This window comes from Photobacterium sp. 1_MG-2023, from assembly GCF_030547945.1.
Lineage (GTDB): Bacteria > Pseudomonadota > Gammaproteobacteria > Enterobacterales > Vibrionaceae > Photobacterium.
The window spans coordinates 219,835-238,118 of sequence record NZ_JAUORR010000004.1 but is presented as its reverse complement, the minus strand read 5'-3'; the positions used below and the strand labels follow the sequence as shown (position 1 = coordinate 238,118).

The 18,284-nt window shown below is 52.0% G+C and carries 16 protein-coding genes; 12 read left to right on the top strand and 4 right to left on the bottom strand.

Translation table 11 applies throughout. The annotated features are described in order from the left end of the window. Positions 1–29 precede the first annotated feature (29 nt). Positions 30–2,321 carry an AsmA family protein gene (locus tag Q4579_RS06045; RefSeq protein WP_303562475.1) on the top strand — a complete coding sequence of 764 codons (2,292 nt, stop codon included), beginning with the start codon at positions 30–32 and terminating at the stop codon, positions 2,319–2,321. 134 nt (positions 2,322–2,455) lie between these two features. After that, entirely contained in the window at positions 2,456–3,505 is a 1,050-nt protein-coding gene (locus tag Q4579_RS06040; RefSeq protein ID WP_303562473.1) for a metal-dependent hydrolase, read from the top strand. A gap of 3 nt (positions 3,506–3,508) precedes the next feature. Here Q4579_RS06040 and cobO read toward each other — a convergent pair whose 3' ends face one another. After that, complete coding sequence (cobO, locus tag Q4579_RS06035) at positions 3,509–4,114, bottom strand: cob(I)yrinic acid a,c-diamide adenosyltransferase (protein ID WP_303562472.1); 606 nt, start codon at positions 4,112–4,114, stop codon at positions 3,509–3,511. Between the two features lie 234 nt (positions 4,115–4,348). Here cobO and Q4579_RS06030 point away from each other — a divergent pair, with 234 nt between their 5' ends. The 4 genes from Q4579_RS06030 to Q4579_RS06015 all read left to right on the top strand — a co-directional run bounded on the left by Q4579_RS06030 (position 4,349) and on the right by Q4579_RS06015 (position 6,994). After that, entirely contained in the window at positions 4,349–4,807 is a 459-nt protein-coding gene (locus tag Q4579_RS06030) for a glycine zipper 2TM domain-containing protein (RefSeq protein ID WP_303562470.1), read from the top strand. 104 nt (positions 4,808–4,911) lie between these two features. Beyond that, a complete protein-coding gene (locus Q4579_RS06025) occupies positions 4,912–5,412 on the top strand; it encodes a hypothetical protein (RefSeq protein WP_303562469.1) in 501 nt (166 codons plus the stop codon). A 319-nt stretch (positions 5,413–5,731) separates the two neighbouring features. Further along, the gene (gene ycaC / locus Q4579_RS06020; RefSeq protein ID WP_303562468.1) at positions 5,732–6,358 is read left to right on the top strand and encodes an isochorismate family cysteine hydrolase YcaC; all 627 of its coding nucleotides are present in this window, start codon (positions 5,732–5,734) and stop codon (positions 6,356–6,358) included. Positions 6,359–6,520: 162 nt separating this feature from the next. Beyond that, positions 6,521–6,994, top strand: a complete 474-nt coding sequence (locus Q4579_RS06015) for a low molecular weight protein-tyrosine-phosphatase (protein ID WP_303562466.1) — start codon at positions 6,521–6,523, stop codon at positions 6,992–6,994. A gap of 58 nt (positions 6,995–7,052) precedes the next feature. Here Q4579_RS06015 and Q4579_RS06010 read toward each other — a convergent pair whose 3' ends face one another. Both Q4579_RS06010 and rne read right to left on the bottom strand, forming a co-directional pair. Beyond that, a complete protein-coding gene (locus Q4579_RS06010) occupies positions 7,053–8,609 on the bottom strand; it encodes a SulP family inorganic anion transporter (RefSeq protein ID WP_303562464.1) in 1,557 nt (518 codons plus the stop codon). A gap of 172 nt (positions 8,610–8,781) precedes the next feature. Further along, a complete protein-coding gene (rne, locus tag Q4579_RS06005) occupies positions 8,782–11,967 on the bottom strand; it encodes a ribonuclease E (protein WP_303562462.1) in 3,186 nt (1,061 codons plus the stop codon). 561 nt (positions 11,968–12,528) lie between these two features. On the opposite strand from rne, the gene rluC reads away from it, so the two are divergent. Next, positions 12,529–13,476: a 23S rRNA pseudouridine(955/2504/2580) synthase RluC gene (gene rluC, locus Q4579_RS06000; protein ID WP_303562461.1), complete on the top strand. Its 948-nt coding sequence runs from the start codon at positions 12,529–12,531 to the stop codon at positions 13,474–13,476. Between the two features lie 173 nt (positions 13,477–13,649). Here the strand turns inward: rluC and Q4579_RS05995 are convergent, their stop codons facing one another. Further along, entirely contained in the window at positions 13,650–14,231 is a 582-nt protein-coding gene (locus Q4579_RS05995) for a nucleoside triphosphate pyrophosphatase (protein WP_303562460.1), read from the bottom strand. A gap of 213 nt (positions 14,232–14,444) precedes the next feature. Between Q4579_RS05995 and yceD the strand changes: the two genes are divergently transcribed. The 5 genes from yceD to fabD all read left to right on the top strand — a co-directional run bounded on the left by yceD (position 14,445) and on the right by fabD (position 18,189). Next, complete coding sequence (gene yceD / locus Q4579_RS05990; protein WP_211647553.1) at positions 14,445–14,975, top strand: 23S rRNA accumulation protein YceD; 531 nt, start codon at positions 14,445–14,447, stop codon at positions 14,973–14,975. A 5-nt stretch (positions 14,976–14,980) separates the two neighbouring features. Beyond that, positions 14,981–15,151 (top strand): 50S ribosomal protein L32, encoded by a 171-nt coding sequence (rpmF, locus tag Q4579_RS05985; RefSeq protein ID WP_211647554.1) that lies wholly within the window; start codon positions 14,981–14,983, stop codon positions 15,149–15,151. Between the two features lie 9 nt (positions 15,152–15,160). Continuing rightward, positions 15,161–16,189: a phosphate acyltransferase PlsX gene (gene plsX, locus Q4579_RS05980; protein WP_211647555.1), complete on the top strand. Its 1,029-nt coding sequence runs from the start codon at positions 15,161–15,163 to the stop codon at positions 16,187–16,189. Positions 16,190–16,194: 5 nt separating this feature from the next. Continuing rightward, entirely contained in the window at positions 16,195–17,151 is a 957-nt protein-coding gene (locus Q4579_RS05975) for a beta-ketoacyl-ACP synthase III (protein WP_303562459.1), read from the top strand. Between the two features lie 114 nt (positions 17,152–17,265). Next, on the top strand, positions 17,266–18,189 hold the full coding sequence (fabD, locus tag Q4579_RS05970) for an ACP S-malonyltransferase (protein WP_303562457.1): 924 nt from the start codon (positions 17,266–17,268) through the stop codon (positions 18,187–18,189). The last annotated feature ends 95 nt before the right edge of the window (positions 18,190–18,284 follow it).

The window sequence follows — 18,284 nt, the reverse complement described above, 5'->3', positions numbered from 1 at the left end:
TGATTTTTTGCTTTAATGAAGCCAATGTTATGACTTTTTTGTTGGCATTTTTTGTGTCATCAGCCATTCAATCTGACACGCAAGCGCAGGCTTCCGAGGACATCATGAAGAAAATTCTTTATATACTGCTGGCGATCGTACTGGTGATCGTCGTGGGGATTGGCGTGCTGGTCACGCTGGTGGATCCGAATCAGTTCAAGCCTTTGATTGCTGAACAGGTTAAAAAAGCGACGGGTCGTGATCTGGTGATTGAAGGGGATATCGGCTGGCGTTTTTTCCCGAGTATCGGGTTTAGCATTGGCCGGACGGAATTTCGCAACCCGGCAGGATTTGCAGAATCCAATCTGGTTCAGTTTAACGACGCGGGTGTGTCGGTTTCTGTGTTGCCGTTACTGTCGAACCGGTTGGAAATCGGACAGGTGACGCTGAAAGATGCCCGTGTGTTTATTCAGACGCGCAAAGACGGGGTCAGCAACCTTGATGGGCTGACCGGAGAGGCTGCTGCTGAGCCGCCATCGCCAGCACAGAATCTGCCGCAAAACGAAACGGCGTCCTCGGAGCAGGGCGAGGTGGTTGCAGAAGGTGAAACGGCAACTGGTGAGAAATGGGTGATCAGTCTGGCGGGGATTGCGCTGGAGAATGCCAGTGTGACCATTCGAGACGATCAAGCCGGTACGGTGACCGCGCTGGATGCACTGAACCTGAATCTGAGTCAGTTTGCCCCGGGGGAGTGGGCGGATCTGCGCTTTGATCTGGCCGGACAGAACGGCGGGATGCGTTTTACGGCGAAAGGGCAAACCGGACTGCGTATTGCTGAAACCCTGGATGATGCGGCCTTGCGCGAGACTGAACTGACGGCGGGACTGACGCAGGCGGGCACCCAACTGGACAATGTCACCATAAAACTGGATCAATTTGTACTGGGCGATTGGGGAAATCTGAGCTTATCGGCAAAAGGGGAAATACCGGACTTAGCCTTTGACGCGCAGGGACAACTTCGTTTGAAAGTGAATCAGGCTAAAAACCAGATCTCCGTTGAGGAGCTGGATTTGGCAACCGATCTGAAAGGTGCAGCGCTGCCGCGTCCGGAAATGAAAGTCTCTGTTGCGGGAGATGCATCTTACGATCTGCAAACCAGTCTGGCGAAACTCAGCCAACTGACGCTGAAAGCGGATGAACTGGCGTTGAATGGTGATGCATCGTATCAGCTGGCAACCGTGCCTGTGATCCGCTTCAACCTGCAAAGTGATGAAATCAATGTGGATCGCTGGACGGGTGGGGAAGATGCAGCCAAGCAAGAGACTGCGACGGAACCTGCAAATGACGAAAAAGCGTCGGCGCCTGCGGCGCAATCGGCACCCAGTGATGTGGAGCCGGATCTGTCGGTGCTGAAACAGTTCGATGTGGCTGGCACCGTGAAAGTGGGCCGATTCATTGCAGCGAATGCCAAACTGAGTCAGGTCGATCTGGCCATTGCAATCAAAAACGGTGTGTTCAGCCTGAACAAATTTGCTGCGAATCTGTACGACGGTTCGATCATGGCAAAAGCCAAACTGGACGCAACAGGTAAGCTGCCGGTTTATCAGGTCAGTCAGTCGATCAAAGGCGTGCAGGTTCAGCCGCTGCTGGTCGATGTGGCCGAGAATGACATGCTGGCGGGAACGGGGAATATTGACGTCGAAATTGCCGGTCGAGGGTTGGCTGAATCTCGTCTGAAGAAAAATCTGGACGGAATGGTGGCGATCAACTTTGCCGATGGTGCTGTGAATGGCATTAATATTCCGAAGGTGATTCGTGAAGCTAAAGCCAAGCTGAAAGGCAAATCGGATACGCTGAATGATGAAGCGAAGAAAACCGATTTCTCTGCACTGACAGCGACCTTCATGCTGAAAGATGGCAAAGCGTCTACCAATAACATGTATCTGGCCTCGCCGCTGCTGCGTGTTGATGGAAAAGGTAATACCAATTTCATTGAGCAGACACTGGCTTTCCAGATTGACACCGCTGTGGTGGCGACCAGTAAAGGACAAGGCGGTAAATCGGTGGATGAAGTCGCTGATATTACCGTGCCACTGGATATTAAGGGCACCTGGTCAGCGCCGGATTACGCCATTAATTTCAAAGAGCTGGTTAAACGGAACAGTGAACTGGACAAACGCGCGAAAGAGCTTGAGGCGAAAGCGAAAAAAGAAGCAGACCGCCTGGAAGAGAAAGCCAATAAAGAGGTTCAGCGTGGTTTAGACAAGCTGCTGGGTGATAAAGCGGATGATGACAAAGTTAAAGATGCCGCAGATAAATTACTCAAAGGTTTGTTTAACTAATTACCTGATTTTTCAGGGATTGAACGGCCAGTGGTGTCTGCCACTGGCCGTTTTTGTATCAAGAGCTGAATGCAGGCTCCTTGTGGGACCGTTTCTTCTGGTACAATCTGTGAAAATTTTGCGGAGAATTGACATTGGATTCAGTAACACAGGCAGCCCTTGGCGCTGCGGTTGCCGGCATGATTGCCGGAAAAAAGGCTTCGCCAAAAGTGCTGCTGGCTGGTGCGATGATCGGGACGGTTCCTGATCTGGACGTGCTGGTTGATTATGGCGATCCGGTTTCAGATATGGTGAAACACCGCGGGTTCAGTCATTCACTGTTTGTTCTCTTTCCGCTGTCGTTTTTGCTGACCTTATGCTGGCAGCGATGGCGAACATCATCGTTCACTTTTGGTCATCTGTGGTTTCTGATTGCGGCCTGTCTGATCACTCATCCGATTCTGGATGCCTTCACAGCTTATGGCACGCAGCTGTTCTGGCCGCTCCCAATGCCGGTGTCCGTCGCCAGTATCTTCATCATTGATCCGCTCTATACGTTGCCCTTGCTGATTGTGCTGATTGCGTCGCTGATCTGGCGGGATCGGATGGCCCGGCTGTGTAGGGCCGGACTGATAGTGTCCAGCCTGTATCTGGCCTGGTCTGTGGTTGCAATGCAGTGGATTGATCACCGGGTGGAAAAACAGCTGGCAGGTACAGCGCTGGAAGGCCGTCCTGTGTTTCTCACGCCGACGCCGTTCAATACCGTGCTCTGGCGCATTGTGGTGCTGGGGGACGATCATTATTGGGAAGGGTTATCGTCGTTGCTGGATGAGACTGGCGAAGTGACATTCATTGCCAAACCCCGTGGGGAGTGGCCGGTACAAGTGGATAAACCGACAACATTGCAGTCTCTGGAAACCTTTACGCATCAGTTTGTACGATACGAAGTACAGGAAGACCAGCTGATTGCCACCGATTTGAGGTTGGGAATGGTGGATTATCTGCCGTTCCGGTTTGTGTTCGCCAGCAAAACGTCTGAAACTGACTGGCAGCTTCAGCCGCCAGTTCAGTTAGACAGACCCGCCGTCAGAATCAAGCACTTGCCTTCTTTATGGCTGAGATTGCTTGGCAATCAGGATATTGATGCGGATTTGTGTCATGTCTCTGAAGGTTGCCAGACCGCTGCGGTACATCCGCCCGCCTGATCCTTACCAGTCGACGCCTTTGCGGGCTTTGATACCACTCTCAAAGGCGTGTTTAACGTTACGCACTTCGGAAACGGTGTCGGCCATTTCAATCAGACGCCGGTGTGCTCCGCGCCCGGTCACGACCACGGACTGTTCCGGTGGACGCTGGGCGATGGTTTCCAGTACTTCATCAATATCCAGATACCCATAGGTCAGCATGTAAGTCAGCTCGTCCAGCAGCACCACATCGTAACTGGCATCGGTGAGCATGTGTTTGCACGCTGCCCAGGTTTTCTCAGCAGCGAGGGTGTCCGCCGTTTTGTCCTGTGTGTCCCAGGTAAACCCGGTTGCCATGACGGCAAAAGTGACCTCATGCTGCGCCAGCAGATTGCGCTCGCCGTTGTCCCAGGTGCCTTTGATAAATTGGCCTACGCCACATTTCTGGCCGTGACCCACAGCACGGGCAATGGTGCCGAATCCAGACGTCGACTTCCCTTTGCCATTGCCGGTAATGACCAGCAGCAGCCCTTTTTCCGTTTTCGCTGCGGCGACCCGTGCGTCCACTTCATCTTTGACTTTTTGCTGTCTGGCTTTATATCTGTCCTGTTTCCGATGCTCGTCTGCCATGAATCTCTCTTCACTGCCGTTGGAAAGTAAAGCCCTGATTCTGAGGGAGGCGGGTGGATGGTGCAAGGGCTAAGCGCATTGATTGCAGCATTGCAGAAGGAAGTGGTATCGCGCCAGAGAAAGTGAGGCATTGTTCCGTTCCGGTTGTACGGCTCTCAAGGTTTAGTCACTGGCGAAATTCGGAGCTTGCTATACTTTGAGCGATTCAGATGACGTGAATGAGCAGGTGATGTTGTGAAGTACTTACTCTTACCCCTGTGTATTGCAGCGCTGATCATTAGCGGATGCAGCAGTAATCCTTATGGCAATACCTATGGCCGTTCTCAGGCGCAGCAGGTCCAACAGGTGAAATACGGCACGATCATTCAGATTGATCCGGTTTCGATCGAAGGTGAGCAAAATGTGGTGGGTACGCTTGCCGGTGCCGCAATTGGTGGGATTCTCGGTTCAAAAATCGGTGGTGGCAGTGGTTCGGATATTGCTGCAATTGGTGGCGGTGTACTGGGCGGTTATGCCGGGAACAAAGCGTCACAAAACCTTTCGGAGAGTAACGGGGTCAACCTGACAATCCGGCTGGACTCGGGTGAAACCATTGCTATTGTTCAGAAAGCAGACCCGAATATGCTATTCAGCGTCGGGCAGAAAGTGCGGGTTAATATCACCGGCAGAACGGCCAGGGTGGTACCGCAATAGGCACTTGAGCTCGTTTGTTTTCGTTGCGTGTGTACCGGGCCGTGCATCTTTAATTGTGGCGGCCCATTTCTATGATCCGCAACACAGACTGAGGGCTCTGAGCCATGGTCAGGCCAATCTTTGACTATGCTGGGGAAGTGGTTCATATGCTGGTGTGGTTGAAACAACAGATGGGTTATGTGGTGGCTGTCCTACTCATTCTGGTTTCTGCACCAGCTTACAGTCATCGCGATAGTCAGGTAGTCATCGCCTTCAACACGAAGGGCCCTGCTATGGAAGAGAAGATATTTGAAGTCAGCCATGTTGAACTTGCTTTGATGAAAAGTCACCCGCCGCAACTCGGGATACGCGCCCATGGATTTACCACCACTTTAGGTTGGGAAAATGCCCGACTGGTGCCGTTTGTCTATGTAATGCCGCCCGCTGATGGCATTTATGAGTTTGACTTTGTTGCAACACCCCCCAGCGGACTGACACCGCAGGTCATTTCACCCGTGGATGCCAATTATTTGCTGGAGAGCATTCCGAATGATTTAAAAGGAGTGAGAGTTTACAGCACTTCAAATCAGGTCGAAGCCTTGCTGGTGACCGCAGAAAGTCATTAGGCAGTTCAGTGAATGAAAAGATGAATGAAATGGAGGTTCGCCTCCATTTTGTTGATTCTGCTGATGACGCATGTCTGATCCCTTCCGCAGATGAAATCGCGGTCTGATTCTTCCTTTATCTAGCGACATCAATACAGTTCTGATTCTGAGTTCGTTCTCGTCTGTGGGCATCCAATGCCTGACTTGAAGTGTATGAGGAGAATCCGGCAAACGCATCTCACATAATTTTTAAGGTAAATTTAGTCGCGGTAGAGCAAACTTTTGGATGAGTTTTGACGTCGGCTTTATAGCGAAGTCTCACCCATCAAGGAGAAAGGCGATGAACAAGCCATATGTGCGTTTAGACAAAAATGATGCCGTTGTTCTCTTGGTCGACCACCAGACAGGACTGCTGTCTCTGGTTCGCGATATCGACCCGGACAAGTTCAAAAATAACGTGTTAGCGTTGGCGGACTGTGCGCTTTACTTTGAGTTACCGACCATACTGACAACCAGCTTTGAGCAGGGACCGAATGGCCCGCTGGTGCCTGAGCTGAAAGAGATGTTTCCGAAGGCGCCTTATATTGCCCGTCCTGGCCAGATTAATGCCTGGGATAATGAAGACTTCGTTCAGGCAATTAAAGACACGGGCAAAAAACAATTGATTGTTGCGGGTGTGGTGACAGAAGTATGCGTTGCTTTCCCGGTGCTCTCAGCAATTGAAGCGGGTTATGAAGTGTTTGTCGTTGCTGATGCTTCAGGCACATTCAATGCGATGACCCGTGATGCAGCCTGGGCGCGGATGTCTGCGGCAGGTGCTCAGATGATGACGTGGTTTGGCCTGGCCTGTGAGCTGCACCGAGACTGGCGGAACGACATTGAAGGGCTGGGGAATCTGTTCTCAAATCACATTCCGGATTACCGAAACCTGATCAACAGTTACACGACTTTTCAGTCAGATAAGTAAAGCGGTGGGATAGAACCACTGCGTTGGATTCGGTGAGGATGCCTCTGAAGACGGAGTGAACCAAGACCAACCTATCAGGTTTGGTCTGCTTGTCTTGCAATCCAGCACCTTCAATACATAGTCTGTTGTGAATGATGAATTGAGTCAACGAAAGAGGCATCAATGAACACAAGCAAAAAGGCTTCGGTGCTGGTGGTCTGCATGGGCAACATTTGCCGCTCTCCAACCGGAGAGGCGGTGCTGCGGGCAAAAGCGCAAGCCGCGGGGATGGCGGTTGAGATCGATTCGGCCGGAACCATCGGCTATCACCAGGGAAATCCGCCAGACAGTCGGGCACGGGCTGTAGGGGAGGCGAGAGGCTACAGTTTTCAGAGCATCCGGGCACGTCAGGTGGTCCCAGAAGATTTTGAGCGGTTCGATCTGATTCTGGCAGCAGATCGGCAAAATCTGGCGGACCTTCAAGCAATGTGTCCGGATCAATATGTGTCTAAACTGGCCTTGTTACTTGATTACGCAGATGTTGCGGAAACGGAAGTTCCCGATCCGTATTACGGTGGTCCGCAGGGGTTTGAGCATGTGCTGGATTTGGTTGAACAAGCCGCAGAGGGCGTTCTGGCCCGTTTGAATTCGGTTTGATTGTAAGCCGATAAAAAACGCCCGCATTTGCGGGCGTTTGGGGATCTGAAGTGAAAGTTTAACCCAGCGTGTCGGAGGCGACTTTATAGGTTGGATCTTCCATCACGTTCACTTCGACCAGATCACCTGCCTTGCGCAGTAAGCCACGGCATTCCGGGCTCAGGTGGCGCAAGTGAAGGGTTTTGCCTTCTTTGGCATAGCGCTCTGCAACGGTGTCGATGGCTTCGATAGCAGAGTGATCGGCAACGCGTGAATCAGCGAAATCAATGATGATATCTTTCGGATCATTGCTGGCATCAAACAACTCAAGGAAGTGAGAAACTGAACCAAAGAACAGCGGACCATTGAGGTGATAAACCTTGCTGCCGTTTTCATCGATTTTGCTTTCTGCTGCGATGTGCTTGGCATGTTCCCAGGCAAAGACCAGCGCAGAGTAAATCACACCCACAAAGACAGCAATGGCCAGATCGGCAGCGACTGTCACACAGGTCACCAGAATAATCGTGAAGAAGTCATGCTTCGGCACTTTGCGCGCCATTTTGAAGCTTGCCCATTCGAACGTGCCAATCACCACCATGAACATCACACCCACCAGAGCAGCCAGCGGGATCATCTCGATCAGGTTGGATCCGAAAAGAATAAAGAGCAGCAGGCCAACCGCAGCGGTTACGCCGGAAAGGCGACCCCGGCCACCGGAGTTGATGTTAATCATGGACTGACCAATCATGGCACAGCCGCCCATGGCGCCAAAGACTGAACAGGTCACGTTGGCAACGCCCTGGCCAACGCACTCACGGTTGCTCTGACCACGGGTGCCAGTCATTTCATCCAGTACGGTCAGCGTCAGCAGGGACTCAATCAGACCGACAGCAGCCAGTACAACGGCATAAGGCAGAATGATATACAGGGTCTCCAGTGTCAGCGGCACCATCGGAATCGAGAAGGTTGGCAGTGAACCAGCCAGTGTAGCTTCTGCGTTACCGCTCATGCTGCGCACAAAATCGATGACAGTACGGGTGTCTAAATCCAGGCCATGAACCAGACCGGTCACAACCACAATGGCAACCAGTGAAGAAGGTACGGCAGTCGTCAACTTTGGCAGGAAGTGAATGATCGCCATGGTCAGCAGCACCAGGCCACCCATGAGATAAAGTTGTGTGCCTTGCATCCATGTCAGCACACCGGATGCATCCGGCACTTTGAACTGACCCAGCTGAGCCAGGAAAATCACGATCGCGAGGCCATTTACGAAACCGATCATGACCGGATGCGGAACAATCCGGATAAATTTACCCAGTTTGAATACACCCGCGAGGATTTGCAGGACACCGGCCAGTAAAATGGCAGCAAAAAGGTATTGAATGCCGTGTACTGCAACCAGGCTGACCATGACAACCGCCATTGCGCCTGTCGCACCGGAAATCATTCCGGGACGTCCGCCGAGTGTGGCAGTGATGAGACCAACGATAAATGCGGCGTACAGACCAACCATCGGGTCAACGCCAGCAACAAAAGCGAAAGCAACGGCTTCCGGCACCAGTGCCAGGGCAACAGTCAGCCCTGATAGCATGTCATTCTTGACAGACTGGTGTGTAAACTTGGGAAATTCAAACATTGTTGATTCAGTCTTATTTGGAATGGATTAGGTTAGGCGGGCAAATGCTACCGATAAGCGTGATTCAGTTCAACTTTTAATCAAGTTATCAGCAGTGAAACACCGCATTGAATCCAACAAAAAGCCATGCAATTGCATGGCTTTTAAGGAGGCATCATGGCCAGCGGCTGTGTTATTCAAACACGGCTTTGGTCATTGGCGCAGTTGCCACGCTGGTCGCTGTCTGGCTGCCAGCCTGGCGGGTTTGCACCCGTAGCTCACGGGCTGGTGCAACGGCAACAGGCGTGCTGTTCAGAACAGCTTCCGGTGCCGGGGCTTTCGCCATCGGTGCCACACTGTGGAAACCGCGTGGTGAGCTTGCCGTCACCTGAGCCAGTTTGAACGCTGCTGGTGCAGGCTGTTTTGCTGCGGTTACGTGCGTAACAGTAACAGGCGCAACTTCTGCAGCCTGACCAACAGGCTCTGCGACAGGCGCGACCGGTTGTTCTTGCGTCGTCATTTCAGCAACTGGCGTATCCACCTGAGGCTTATCCTGGCGGAGTGGCATCACTTTACCCATGGCCATTTCTGGCATGGCAACACCGCTCAGGGGCTGGGTTTCTGCCACAGGCTCCGGAGAAATTGCCACTTCAGCGACAGGTTCAGCATCAGCGTGGATTGCTGGTTTGTCGCTACGCGGCCAGACTTTACCCATTGCCATTTCCGGAGACGCTACCCCTGTTGTCGGACGACGCTTCGGCCGCTCAACAATAGACACAACGTTTTCCATCTCGCTCAGGTTATCTGTGGCTGCTTCAACAGCATGGGTCACGGCTTCGGAGACCACCTGATCAACCTCTTCATCCTGATTCGGGCGGGTATCACGAATGCGGCGACGACGTTGTCCGCTGGCACGCAGGTGACGTGGCGAACGACGGTTCCGGCGCTGGCCTTCTTGTGCACCATTTTCGTTGTCAGCTTGCTGATCACCCTCTGCAGAAGGCACGTTCTCCACCGCAGCGGCCTGCTTTGATGACTTCACAGCTGTTGCCTGAGTTTCCTGGCTGGCCGCTTCTTTTGCCATCGCTGTACCGAGTGACTGCAGTGGGCTCTGCACTGTTTCTGCAGATTGCTGTTCTTCCGCATCAACCGCTTGCAGCTCAGGATTCTCAAGACGGACTTTTTTCTGAAGCTGACGACGCTGGCGACGTTGCTTCAATTTTTCCGTTTTTGGCTTCTCAGCGTTTTCCGGAGTGCTTGACGTTTCAGTGGTTTCAGCCTGCTGCTGTTTCTCTTTTCGGCGCTGCTTCTGTACTTCGTCGCGACGCTGACGTTTCTGCTCTTTAATGTCGTCTTCAGCGTTTGCACGAGGAGCTGCTGCCGCTTTGACGGGCTTCTCAGCCTGAGCCTGACGATCTTGCTTCTGACGGTCACCACGGCGACGCTGCTGGCGCTGACCACTCTCAGCGGATTTCTGCTCGCGGGAATCACGCTCTTCATCCTGGCGGTTACGGTTCTGACCCTGACGCTGTCCCTGACGGTTTCCGTCTTTACTGCGTCGGTTATCACGGCGGTTGTCGCGACGGCCCTGACCTTCACGCTCGCGGCGTGCTGCTGGTTTTTCTTCTTTCTCAGCAGGCTTCTCTTCTGCTTGACTGCCGCCAAACAGGCCTGCCAGTACGTTGAACAGACGCTGGAATAAGCCAGGTTTCTTTTCAGCTTTCTCAGCCGGCGCAGGCGTTGCAGCAGGTTTCGCAACAGGTGCTGGCGCTTTTGGTGCGGTGAACCCTTGCAGAACCGGCTCTTCACGTTTCTTGGTTGCACGTTCAGTAGCCTGGCTGGGTGCCTCGCTCTCGCTGATATCTTCCAGATATTTTGGCAGGTGGTAAGACAGTGTGTCTTTTTCATCGCCGGTACGCACACGGTGCACTTTGTAGTGCGGTGTTTCCATTTCAGCATTCGGAACGATCACGACTTTCACATCATGATATTTCTCGATGTGCTGTACGGAACGACGTTTTTCGTTCAACAGATATGAGGCGACAGCGACGGGCACAATCGCCTGAATCTGAGCACTGTTGTCTTTCATCGCTTCGTCTTCAATCAATCGCAGAATTGACAGAGACAGCGATTCGTTATCTCGGATCACCCCGGTACCGGAGCAACGCGGGCACACGTGATGGCTGGCTTCTGCCAGAGACGGGCTCAAACGCTGACGAGACATCTCCAGCAGACCGAAGCGAGAAATTCGGCCGATTTGCACACGGGCACGATCCATACGCACGGCTTCACGCAGTCGGTTTTCAACCTCACGCTGGTGACGAACAGGCGTCATATCAATAAAGTCGATCACCACCAGACCACCGAGATCGCGCAACCGGAGCTGACGGGCGATTTCATCGGCCGCTTCCAGGTTGGTCTGCAGTGCTGTTTCTTCGATATCGCCACCTTTGGTTGCTCGGGCGGAGTTGATATCAATGGAAGTCAGGGCTTCAGTCGGGTCGATAACAATCGAGCCACCGGAAGGCAGATCAACGACACGCAAAAAGGCAGACTCGATCTGGCTCTCAATCTGGAACTTGCTGAACAGCGGAACTTCGCCGTCATAGGGTTTCACTTTCGGTTCAAAGTCAGGGCGAACCAGTTGGATATGCGCGCGGGCACGATCGTAGATTTTCGGGCTATCGATCAGGATTTCACCGATATCGCGGCGCAGGTAGTCACGGATCGCACGGGCAATCACGTTACTTTCCTGATGGATCAGGAAGGGCGCAGGCTGAGCATCCGCAGCTTCCTTCACCGCGCTCCAGTGATTCAGCAGGACGTTCAGATCCCATTCCAGTTCTTCTGCAGATTTGCCGACGCCAGCCGTCCGCACAATCAGGCCCATGCCATCCGGTAGTTGCAGGGTGCTTAACGCAGATTTCAACTGGGTGCGCTCTTCGCCTTCAATGCGGCGTGAAATACCGCCCGCACGCGGGTTGTTCGGCATCAGAACCAGAAAACTTCCGGCCAGAGAGATAAAGGTGGTTAGGGCTGCTCCTTTGTTGCCTCGTTCTTCTTTATCAACCTGAACGATAACTTCCTGACCTTCTTTCAGCACTTCCTTAATGTTCGGGCGGCCTTGGTAGGTGTAGTTTGCTGGGAAGTAATCGCGGGCAATCTCTTTCAGAGGGAGGAAACCGTGTCGCTCGGAACCATAGTCTACAAATGCTGCTTCAAGACTTGGTTCGATGCGGGTGATGCGTCCTTTGTAGATATTTGCTTTCTTAGATTCGTGGCCTGGGCTTTCGATATCTAAATCGAACAGCTTCTGACCGTCCACTAATGCGACGCGCAACTCTTCCTTTTGAGTTGCGTTAATCAACATTCTTTTCATTCTGTGTACTCATTTATTGTCGTTGTAATAGTGAGCCAACGTTGGATCCTTTACCGATGCTGCCTGACTCCAAGTCTGATTTACGGTTGCAACCTCACGGTTGGAAGTTTCAGGAGTGCTCTTTGGCTACACATATCTGCCAACTGTACTGAAGATGGCTAGATCCGGGATATACAGCCGGTAACACCGCGTTGTCGCGGTCGTATCTCTAACACCGATAAAAAATCTGCAATCGGAACACTAAGATTGACTCTGCATGACTTGTCGTCTTACGCCTTTTGCTGCGACGCCAGGCAGAGCAGGATAAAAAACATTCATCATGGCGCAAATATGACCGCCATGGCATGGAAATTGGGATTTTCCCTGATTCCAGACTGCAATCATAGCAGGGTGACTTTTTTGCGGCAATCTGCATTGTTGTTATGAATCGATGAACTTGCTCTCAGAAGTCGCACTTTGTGTGTTGATTACAGGTCAGCGCATGGGTGGTTTCAACTGTTTGTGATGTGGATGATACGGTAACTAGCATCTTATAGTGACTTGGGTATAAAATCTTGGGTCATGAATGAAGACAAACCAAAAGTGCAATTCATCGCCATCGAAGATGATTTTGCCGGGCAGCGAATTGATAACTTTTTGCGAGCCCGATTAAAAAATGTGCCCAAAAGTATGATTTACCGCATTTTGCGGAAAGGTGAAGTACGGGTCAATAAGAAGCGGATCAAGCCTGAGTACAAGCTGCAGGAAGGCGATCTGGTCCGTGTGCCGCCAGTTGTTGTCCCTGAAAAGGAAGGCACGGCACCGGTCAGTACGAAGCTGGATAAAGTCGCTGAACTGGAAGACTGCATTATTTTCGAAGATGAGCAGATGCTCATTCTCAACAAGCCTTCCGGAACGGCTGTCCATGGCGGCAGTGGTCTGAAGTTCGGGGCGATTGAGGCCTTGCGGGCTTTACGTCCGGATGCGCGTTTCCTTGAGCTGGTCCACCGGATCGACCGGGATACCTCAGGGATTCTGCTGGTTGCGAAGAAACGTTCAGCACTGCGAAAACTCCAGGAGCAGTTCAGGCAGAAGACGGTTCAAAAATATTATTTCGCGCTGGTGATGGGGCAATGGCCAAAAGATTGCCGGAAAGTGACTGCACCTTTGCTGAAAAATGAAGTGAATAGCATTGTCCGTGTGAACCCGAACGGGAAGCCGTCGGATACTCGCTATAAAATTCTGGAGCGCTTCAAAGAAGCAACTTTGGTCCAGGCAAGTCCGGTGACCGGGCGAACGCATCAGATTCGGGTGCACTGCCAGTATACGGGCCATCCGATTGCCTGGGATGACAGGTACGGCGATCCCAGATTCGATGCATACACTAAAAAAATGGGGTTGAATCGTTTGTTCCTGCATGCGGCGAACATTCAGTTTGAGCATCCGGGTACGGGGGAGCGTATGGAAATCAATGCACCGATGGATGCCATGCTCAACCGGGCGATCGACGCGTTGCGACGGGCTGACTAACCGGCGTTTTTCCATGAAACTACCTTCAAGGGGTGTGTTCTGCTGATATCGATTGGTGCTTGATTCAATAATGCTCTTCATAGCACGGCCTGATGTAACACAATGCGACCTTCGGACAGGGAGATGCCCAGACACATACGCCTGAGCATGTAAAAGAGATGAAAGGATTGCCCTTAAAGGACACTGACGCCGTGTTTTGCAAGCAGTTCACGCAGTGCAATCAGCGGTAAACCGACGAGTGTATTCGGGTCGCGTCCATCGAGCCGATCGAAGAGTGCGATGCCCAATCCTTCACTTTTAAAGCTGCCTGCGCACTGAAGGGGTTGTTCCCGTGCGACATAATTGCGAATTTCATGTTCACTGAGGGTCCGGAAGTGAACATGAAAGGGTTCGCAGAGCACGTCACTGGTGTCGTCGACAGCGTTATAAACACAGAGTCCGGTGTAGAAAGTGACGGTCTGACCACTGGCGGCTTTCAGTTGCGCGCAGGCATTCTCTGGCGTGTGTGGTTTGCCGACGATGGATCCGTTGATGACGCAGACTTGATCCGAACCGATAATCAAATGCGTGGGATAGTCATCACAGCACGCTTTGGCCTTAGCTTCGGCAAGACGCTTGACTAGCATTTCTGCGGTTTCTCCCGGTAAAGGCGTTTCGTCGGTATTGGGTGCGGCACAGTCGAAGGGCAGCCCCAGTTTTTCAAGCAGGCTGCGCCGGAACGGGGAGGTGGAGGCCAAAATTAAAGCATGATTCATGTTTGGATGTTGTCCGGTTTGATTCAGTGTGAAACGAAAGAGCGAGACGTTGAAATTTACGCTAGTTTTAACCTTGAACCAACCTTATTATACCCGCCGTGACACGACCCTGAACGGACACGCCAAAACCTTGTACGGGAAATGGTCAAAAGCTGGGATTTCGGACACATTTCCTTTGACTCAAACCAATTAGAAGGCTAATATTCGCGCCCTATGCAAAAGGTAAAATTGCCGCTGACGGTCGATCCGGTCCGCGCCGCTCAAAAAAAGCTCGACTATGATGGCATCATCAAAGCCGAGCTTTTAGAGCGTCTGGCTGAATCAGCTTACAGCGTTTTAAGTGATGCAAACGTCACCTTATCATTTGACTTTGACCAGCGCCATATGGCGTACATGCGTGGGCATGCAGACGTCGATGTGATGCTAACCTGCCAGCGATGTCAGGAAGAATTCCAACACCATTACCGTGTGGATTTCTGTTACAGTCCGCTCCTCAAACCCGAGGAAGCAGATGAGTTTCCGGAAGCTTATGAGCCGGCTGAAGTCGACGAAAATGGTGAGATCAATTTACTTCAGATCATCGAAGATGAGTTGATTCTGGAGTTACCGCAAGTCCCAATGCATGATGAGGCGGACTGTCCAGTCTCCGCATCAGGCATGAGCTTCGGTGAGATCCCTGTTGCTGATGAGCGTCCGAATCCGTTTGCAGTATTAAAAAACTTGAGTAAAAGTAATAAGGAGTAGGGTTAATGGCCGTACAAAAGAGCAAAAAATCACGTTCAGCACGTGGTATGCGTCGTTCACACGATGCCCTGACTACCGCGGCTGTATCTGTTGATCAGAACAGCGGTGAAACCCATCTGCGTCACCACGTGACTGCTGACGGTTTCTACCGTGGCCGCAAGGTTATCAACAAATAAGGTTGAGCCTTGACTGGTCTAACCGTTGCACTTGATGCAATGGGTGGGGATTTCGGTCCTCAGGTAACAGTGCCTGCCGCCGTGCAGGCACTGTTACAATACCCGTCGCTAAATCTGCTGCTCTATGGTGATCAGAGTGCAATCACCACACAACTCTCGTCTCTGAACCATCTTCATCATCCCCGTTTAACTATTGTTCACTGCGATCATGCGATTGCGGATCATACGCGTCCGTCGCAAGCTTTGCGTCAGAGTCAGGGCTCCTCAATGCGCCGTGCTTTAGACGCTGTCGCTGAAGGCGAAGCCGATGCCTGCGTGAGTGCTGGCAATACCGGTGCCTTAATGGCGCTGGCCCGTTATTCTCTGAAACAACTCCCTGGCGTAGAGCGTCCGGCACTGGTTTCTGCCATTCCTAGCCGCACAGGCGGAAAAACCTGGCTGCTTGATCTGGGCGCAAATGTGTCTTGTGACGCTGATACCTTATTTCAGTTTGCGGTGATGGGCTCTGTGTTGGCTGAACAGGAAATGACCGGGCGTCCGCCCAGAGTTGCTTTGCTCAATATTGGTTCAGAAGAAATTAAAGGCAATGATCTCGTCAAACGCTGTGCCTCTATGCTAAGTCGCTCCCAAGATGTCCATTATATTGGATACGTTGAGGGCAATGAGCTTTATGATGGCAAGGCTGATGTGATTGTCTGTGATGGGTTTGTCGGCAATGTGAGCCTGAAAACCAGCGAAGGGGTTGCTAATCTCTTTATAGACAGCTTTAAACGTGCGGTCAGCCAGCATCCGCTGAAACGTATTTTGGCTAAGTGGCTGTTTCGTGACCTGTTCCGAGAGCTGCAAAGCCTGAACCCCGACCAGTACAATGGCGCAAGTCTGTTAGGATTGCGCGGTATTGTCGTGAAAAGCCATGGAAGTGCTGATATTGCTGCCTTTACCAATGCGATTGGTGAAGCAGTACATGAAATCAAGCGGAAGATACCGACAAGAATTAGTGACCGTTTGGAACACGTACTACTTGAGAGGCATTATTAGTCTTCATGTATAGCAGAATTTTAGGTACAGGCAGCTACCTGCCACAACAGGTTCGCACCAATGCGGATCTGGAAAAAATGGTGGATACCAGTGACGAGTGGATTGTTGCCCGTACGGGTATCCGTGAACGCCGAATTGCCTCTGAAGAAGAGACGGTCGCAGTCATGGGCTACCATGCCTCCACCCGTGCTATGGAAATGGCCGGTGTCTCGGCTGAAGACATTGATCTGATTATTGTGGCGACAACTTCCGCCAGCCATGCGTTTCCTTCTGCCGCCTGTCAGGTGCAGGGCATGCTGGGTGTGAAAGGTTGTCCGGCGTTTGATCTGGCAGCAGCATGCTCTGGATTCGTTTATGCCTTGAGCGTGGCTGATCAGCATATTAAAACCGGTATGGCGAAACATGTGCTGGTGATTGGCGCAGATGCCCTGTCACACAAGTGTGACCCGGATGATCGTTCAACGATCATTTTGTTTGGTGATGGTGCTGGTGCCGTGGTCCTGGGGGCCAGCGAAGAAGCCGGTATCATTTCGACCCACCTGCATGCCGACGGCCATTTTGGTGGCTTGCTGAGCCTTGCCGTGCCTGAGCATGGTGAAAGCTTTGACTGTGACAAGTGGCTCTATATGGCAGGCAACGAAGTCTTTAAGGTGGCGGTGACACAGCTGTCTAACCTGGTGAAAGATACCTTAGTAGCCAACAACATGGATAAGTCTGAGCTGGACTGGCTGGTACCACATCAGGCGAATTTAAGAATCATTACAGCGACGGCCAAAAAGCTGTCGATGTCGATGGATCAGGTTGTGGTGACGCTGGATAAACAAGGCAATACCTCAGCCGCGACTGTCCCTGCTGCACTGGATGAAGCTGTGCGTGATGGCCGGATTCAGCGAGGACAGATGCTATTGCTGGAAGCCTTTGGTGGTGGTTTCACCTGGGGCTCGGCATTAGTCAAATTCTGATTGAAATGCATAATTTTAATACTGTGGCACGGGACGCATGTTTCCATGTCCGACCCGCAGCCGCAACAATGATGGCATCTTTGATGCCATTTCTCTTTGTAGAAGGATTTCTGAATGTCTAAGTTCGCGATTGTTTTTCCTGGGCAGGGTTCTCAGGCTGTCGGTATGCTGGCAGAGCTGGCTGAACAATATGAAAGCGTCCAACAAACGTTTGCCGAAGCATCTGAAGTTCTGGGTTACGACCTGTGGGCACTGGTTCAGAACGGACCTGCTGAAGCACTCAATGAAACACATCGTACCCAGCCTGCATTGCTGACTGCATCTGTTGCGATCTGGCGTGTGTGGCAGGCTGAAGGCGGTGCACAGCCTGCCGTTCTGGCCGGTCACAGCCTGGGTGAATATTCTGCGCTGGTGTGTGCTGGTGTGCTGGATTTTAAAGATGCCGTGAAGCTGGTTGAGCTGCGTGGTCAACTGATGCAGGAAGCTGTACCCGCAGGTGTGGGTGCCATGTCAGCCATTATTGGTCTGGACAACGACGCCATCGCAAAAGCTTGTGAAGAAGCGGCGCAGGGCGAAGTGGTTGCTCCGGTGAACTTCAACTCACCGGGTCAGGTGGTGATTGCGGGCCACAAAGCTGCGGTTGAGCGTGCCAATGAGTTGTGTAAGGCCGCTGGCGCCAAGCGTGCACTGCCGCTGCCTGTTTCTGTGCCTTCCCACTGTGAACTAATGAAACCTGCGGCCGAGAAACTGGCGCAAGCATTGGAATCCATTGCGTTCAACACACCGGCCATTCCAGTGATCAACAATGCAGATGTCGCGACTGAAACCGATCCGGCTGCGATGAAGCTGGCGCTGGTGAAGCAGTTGTATGGCCCGGTTCGCTGGACTGAAACTGTTGAGCGTATGGCTGCGGAAGGTGTTGCGCTGTTGCTGGAGGTCGGCCCGGGTAAAGTCCTGACGGGTCTGACCAAGCGGATTGATAAGTCACTGAATGGCGCTGCTGTGAACGATTCAGCAAGTTTGGCGGCCGCGAAGTAATTCACATTTTTCCGTGGCACAGAACAAGAATCACGCTATGGGGAAATTTTTCATCAGCCTGTCGAACAAAGACAGTGCTATATAAAGAGGAATAA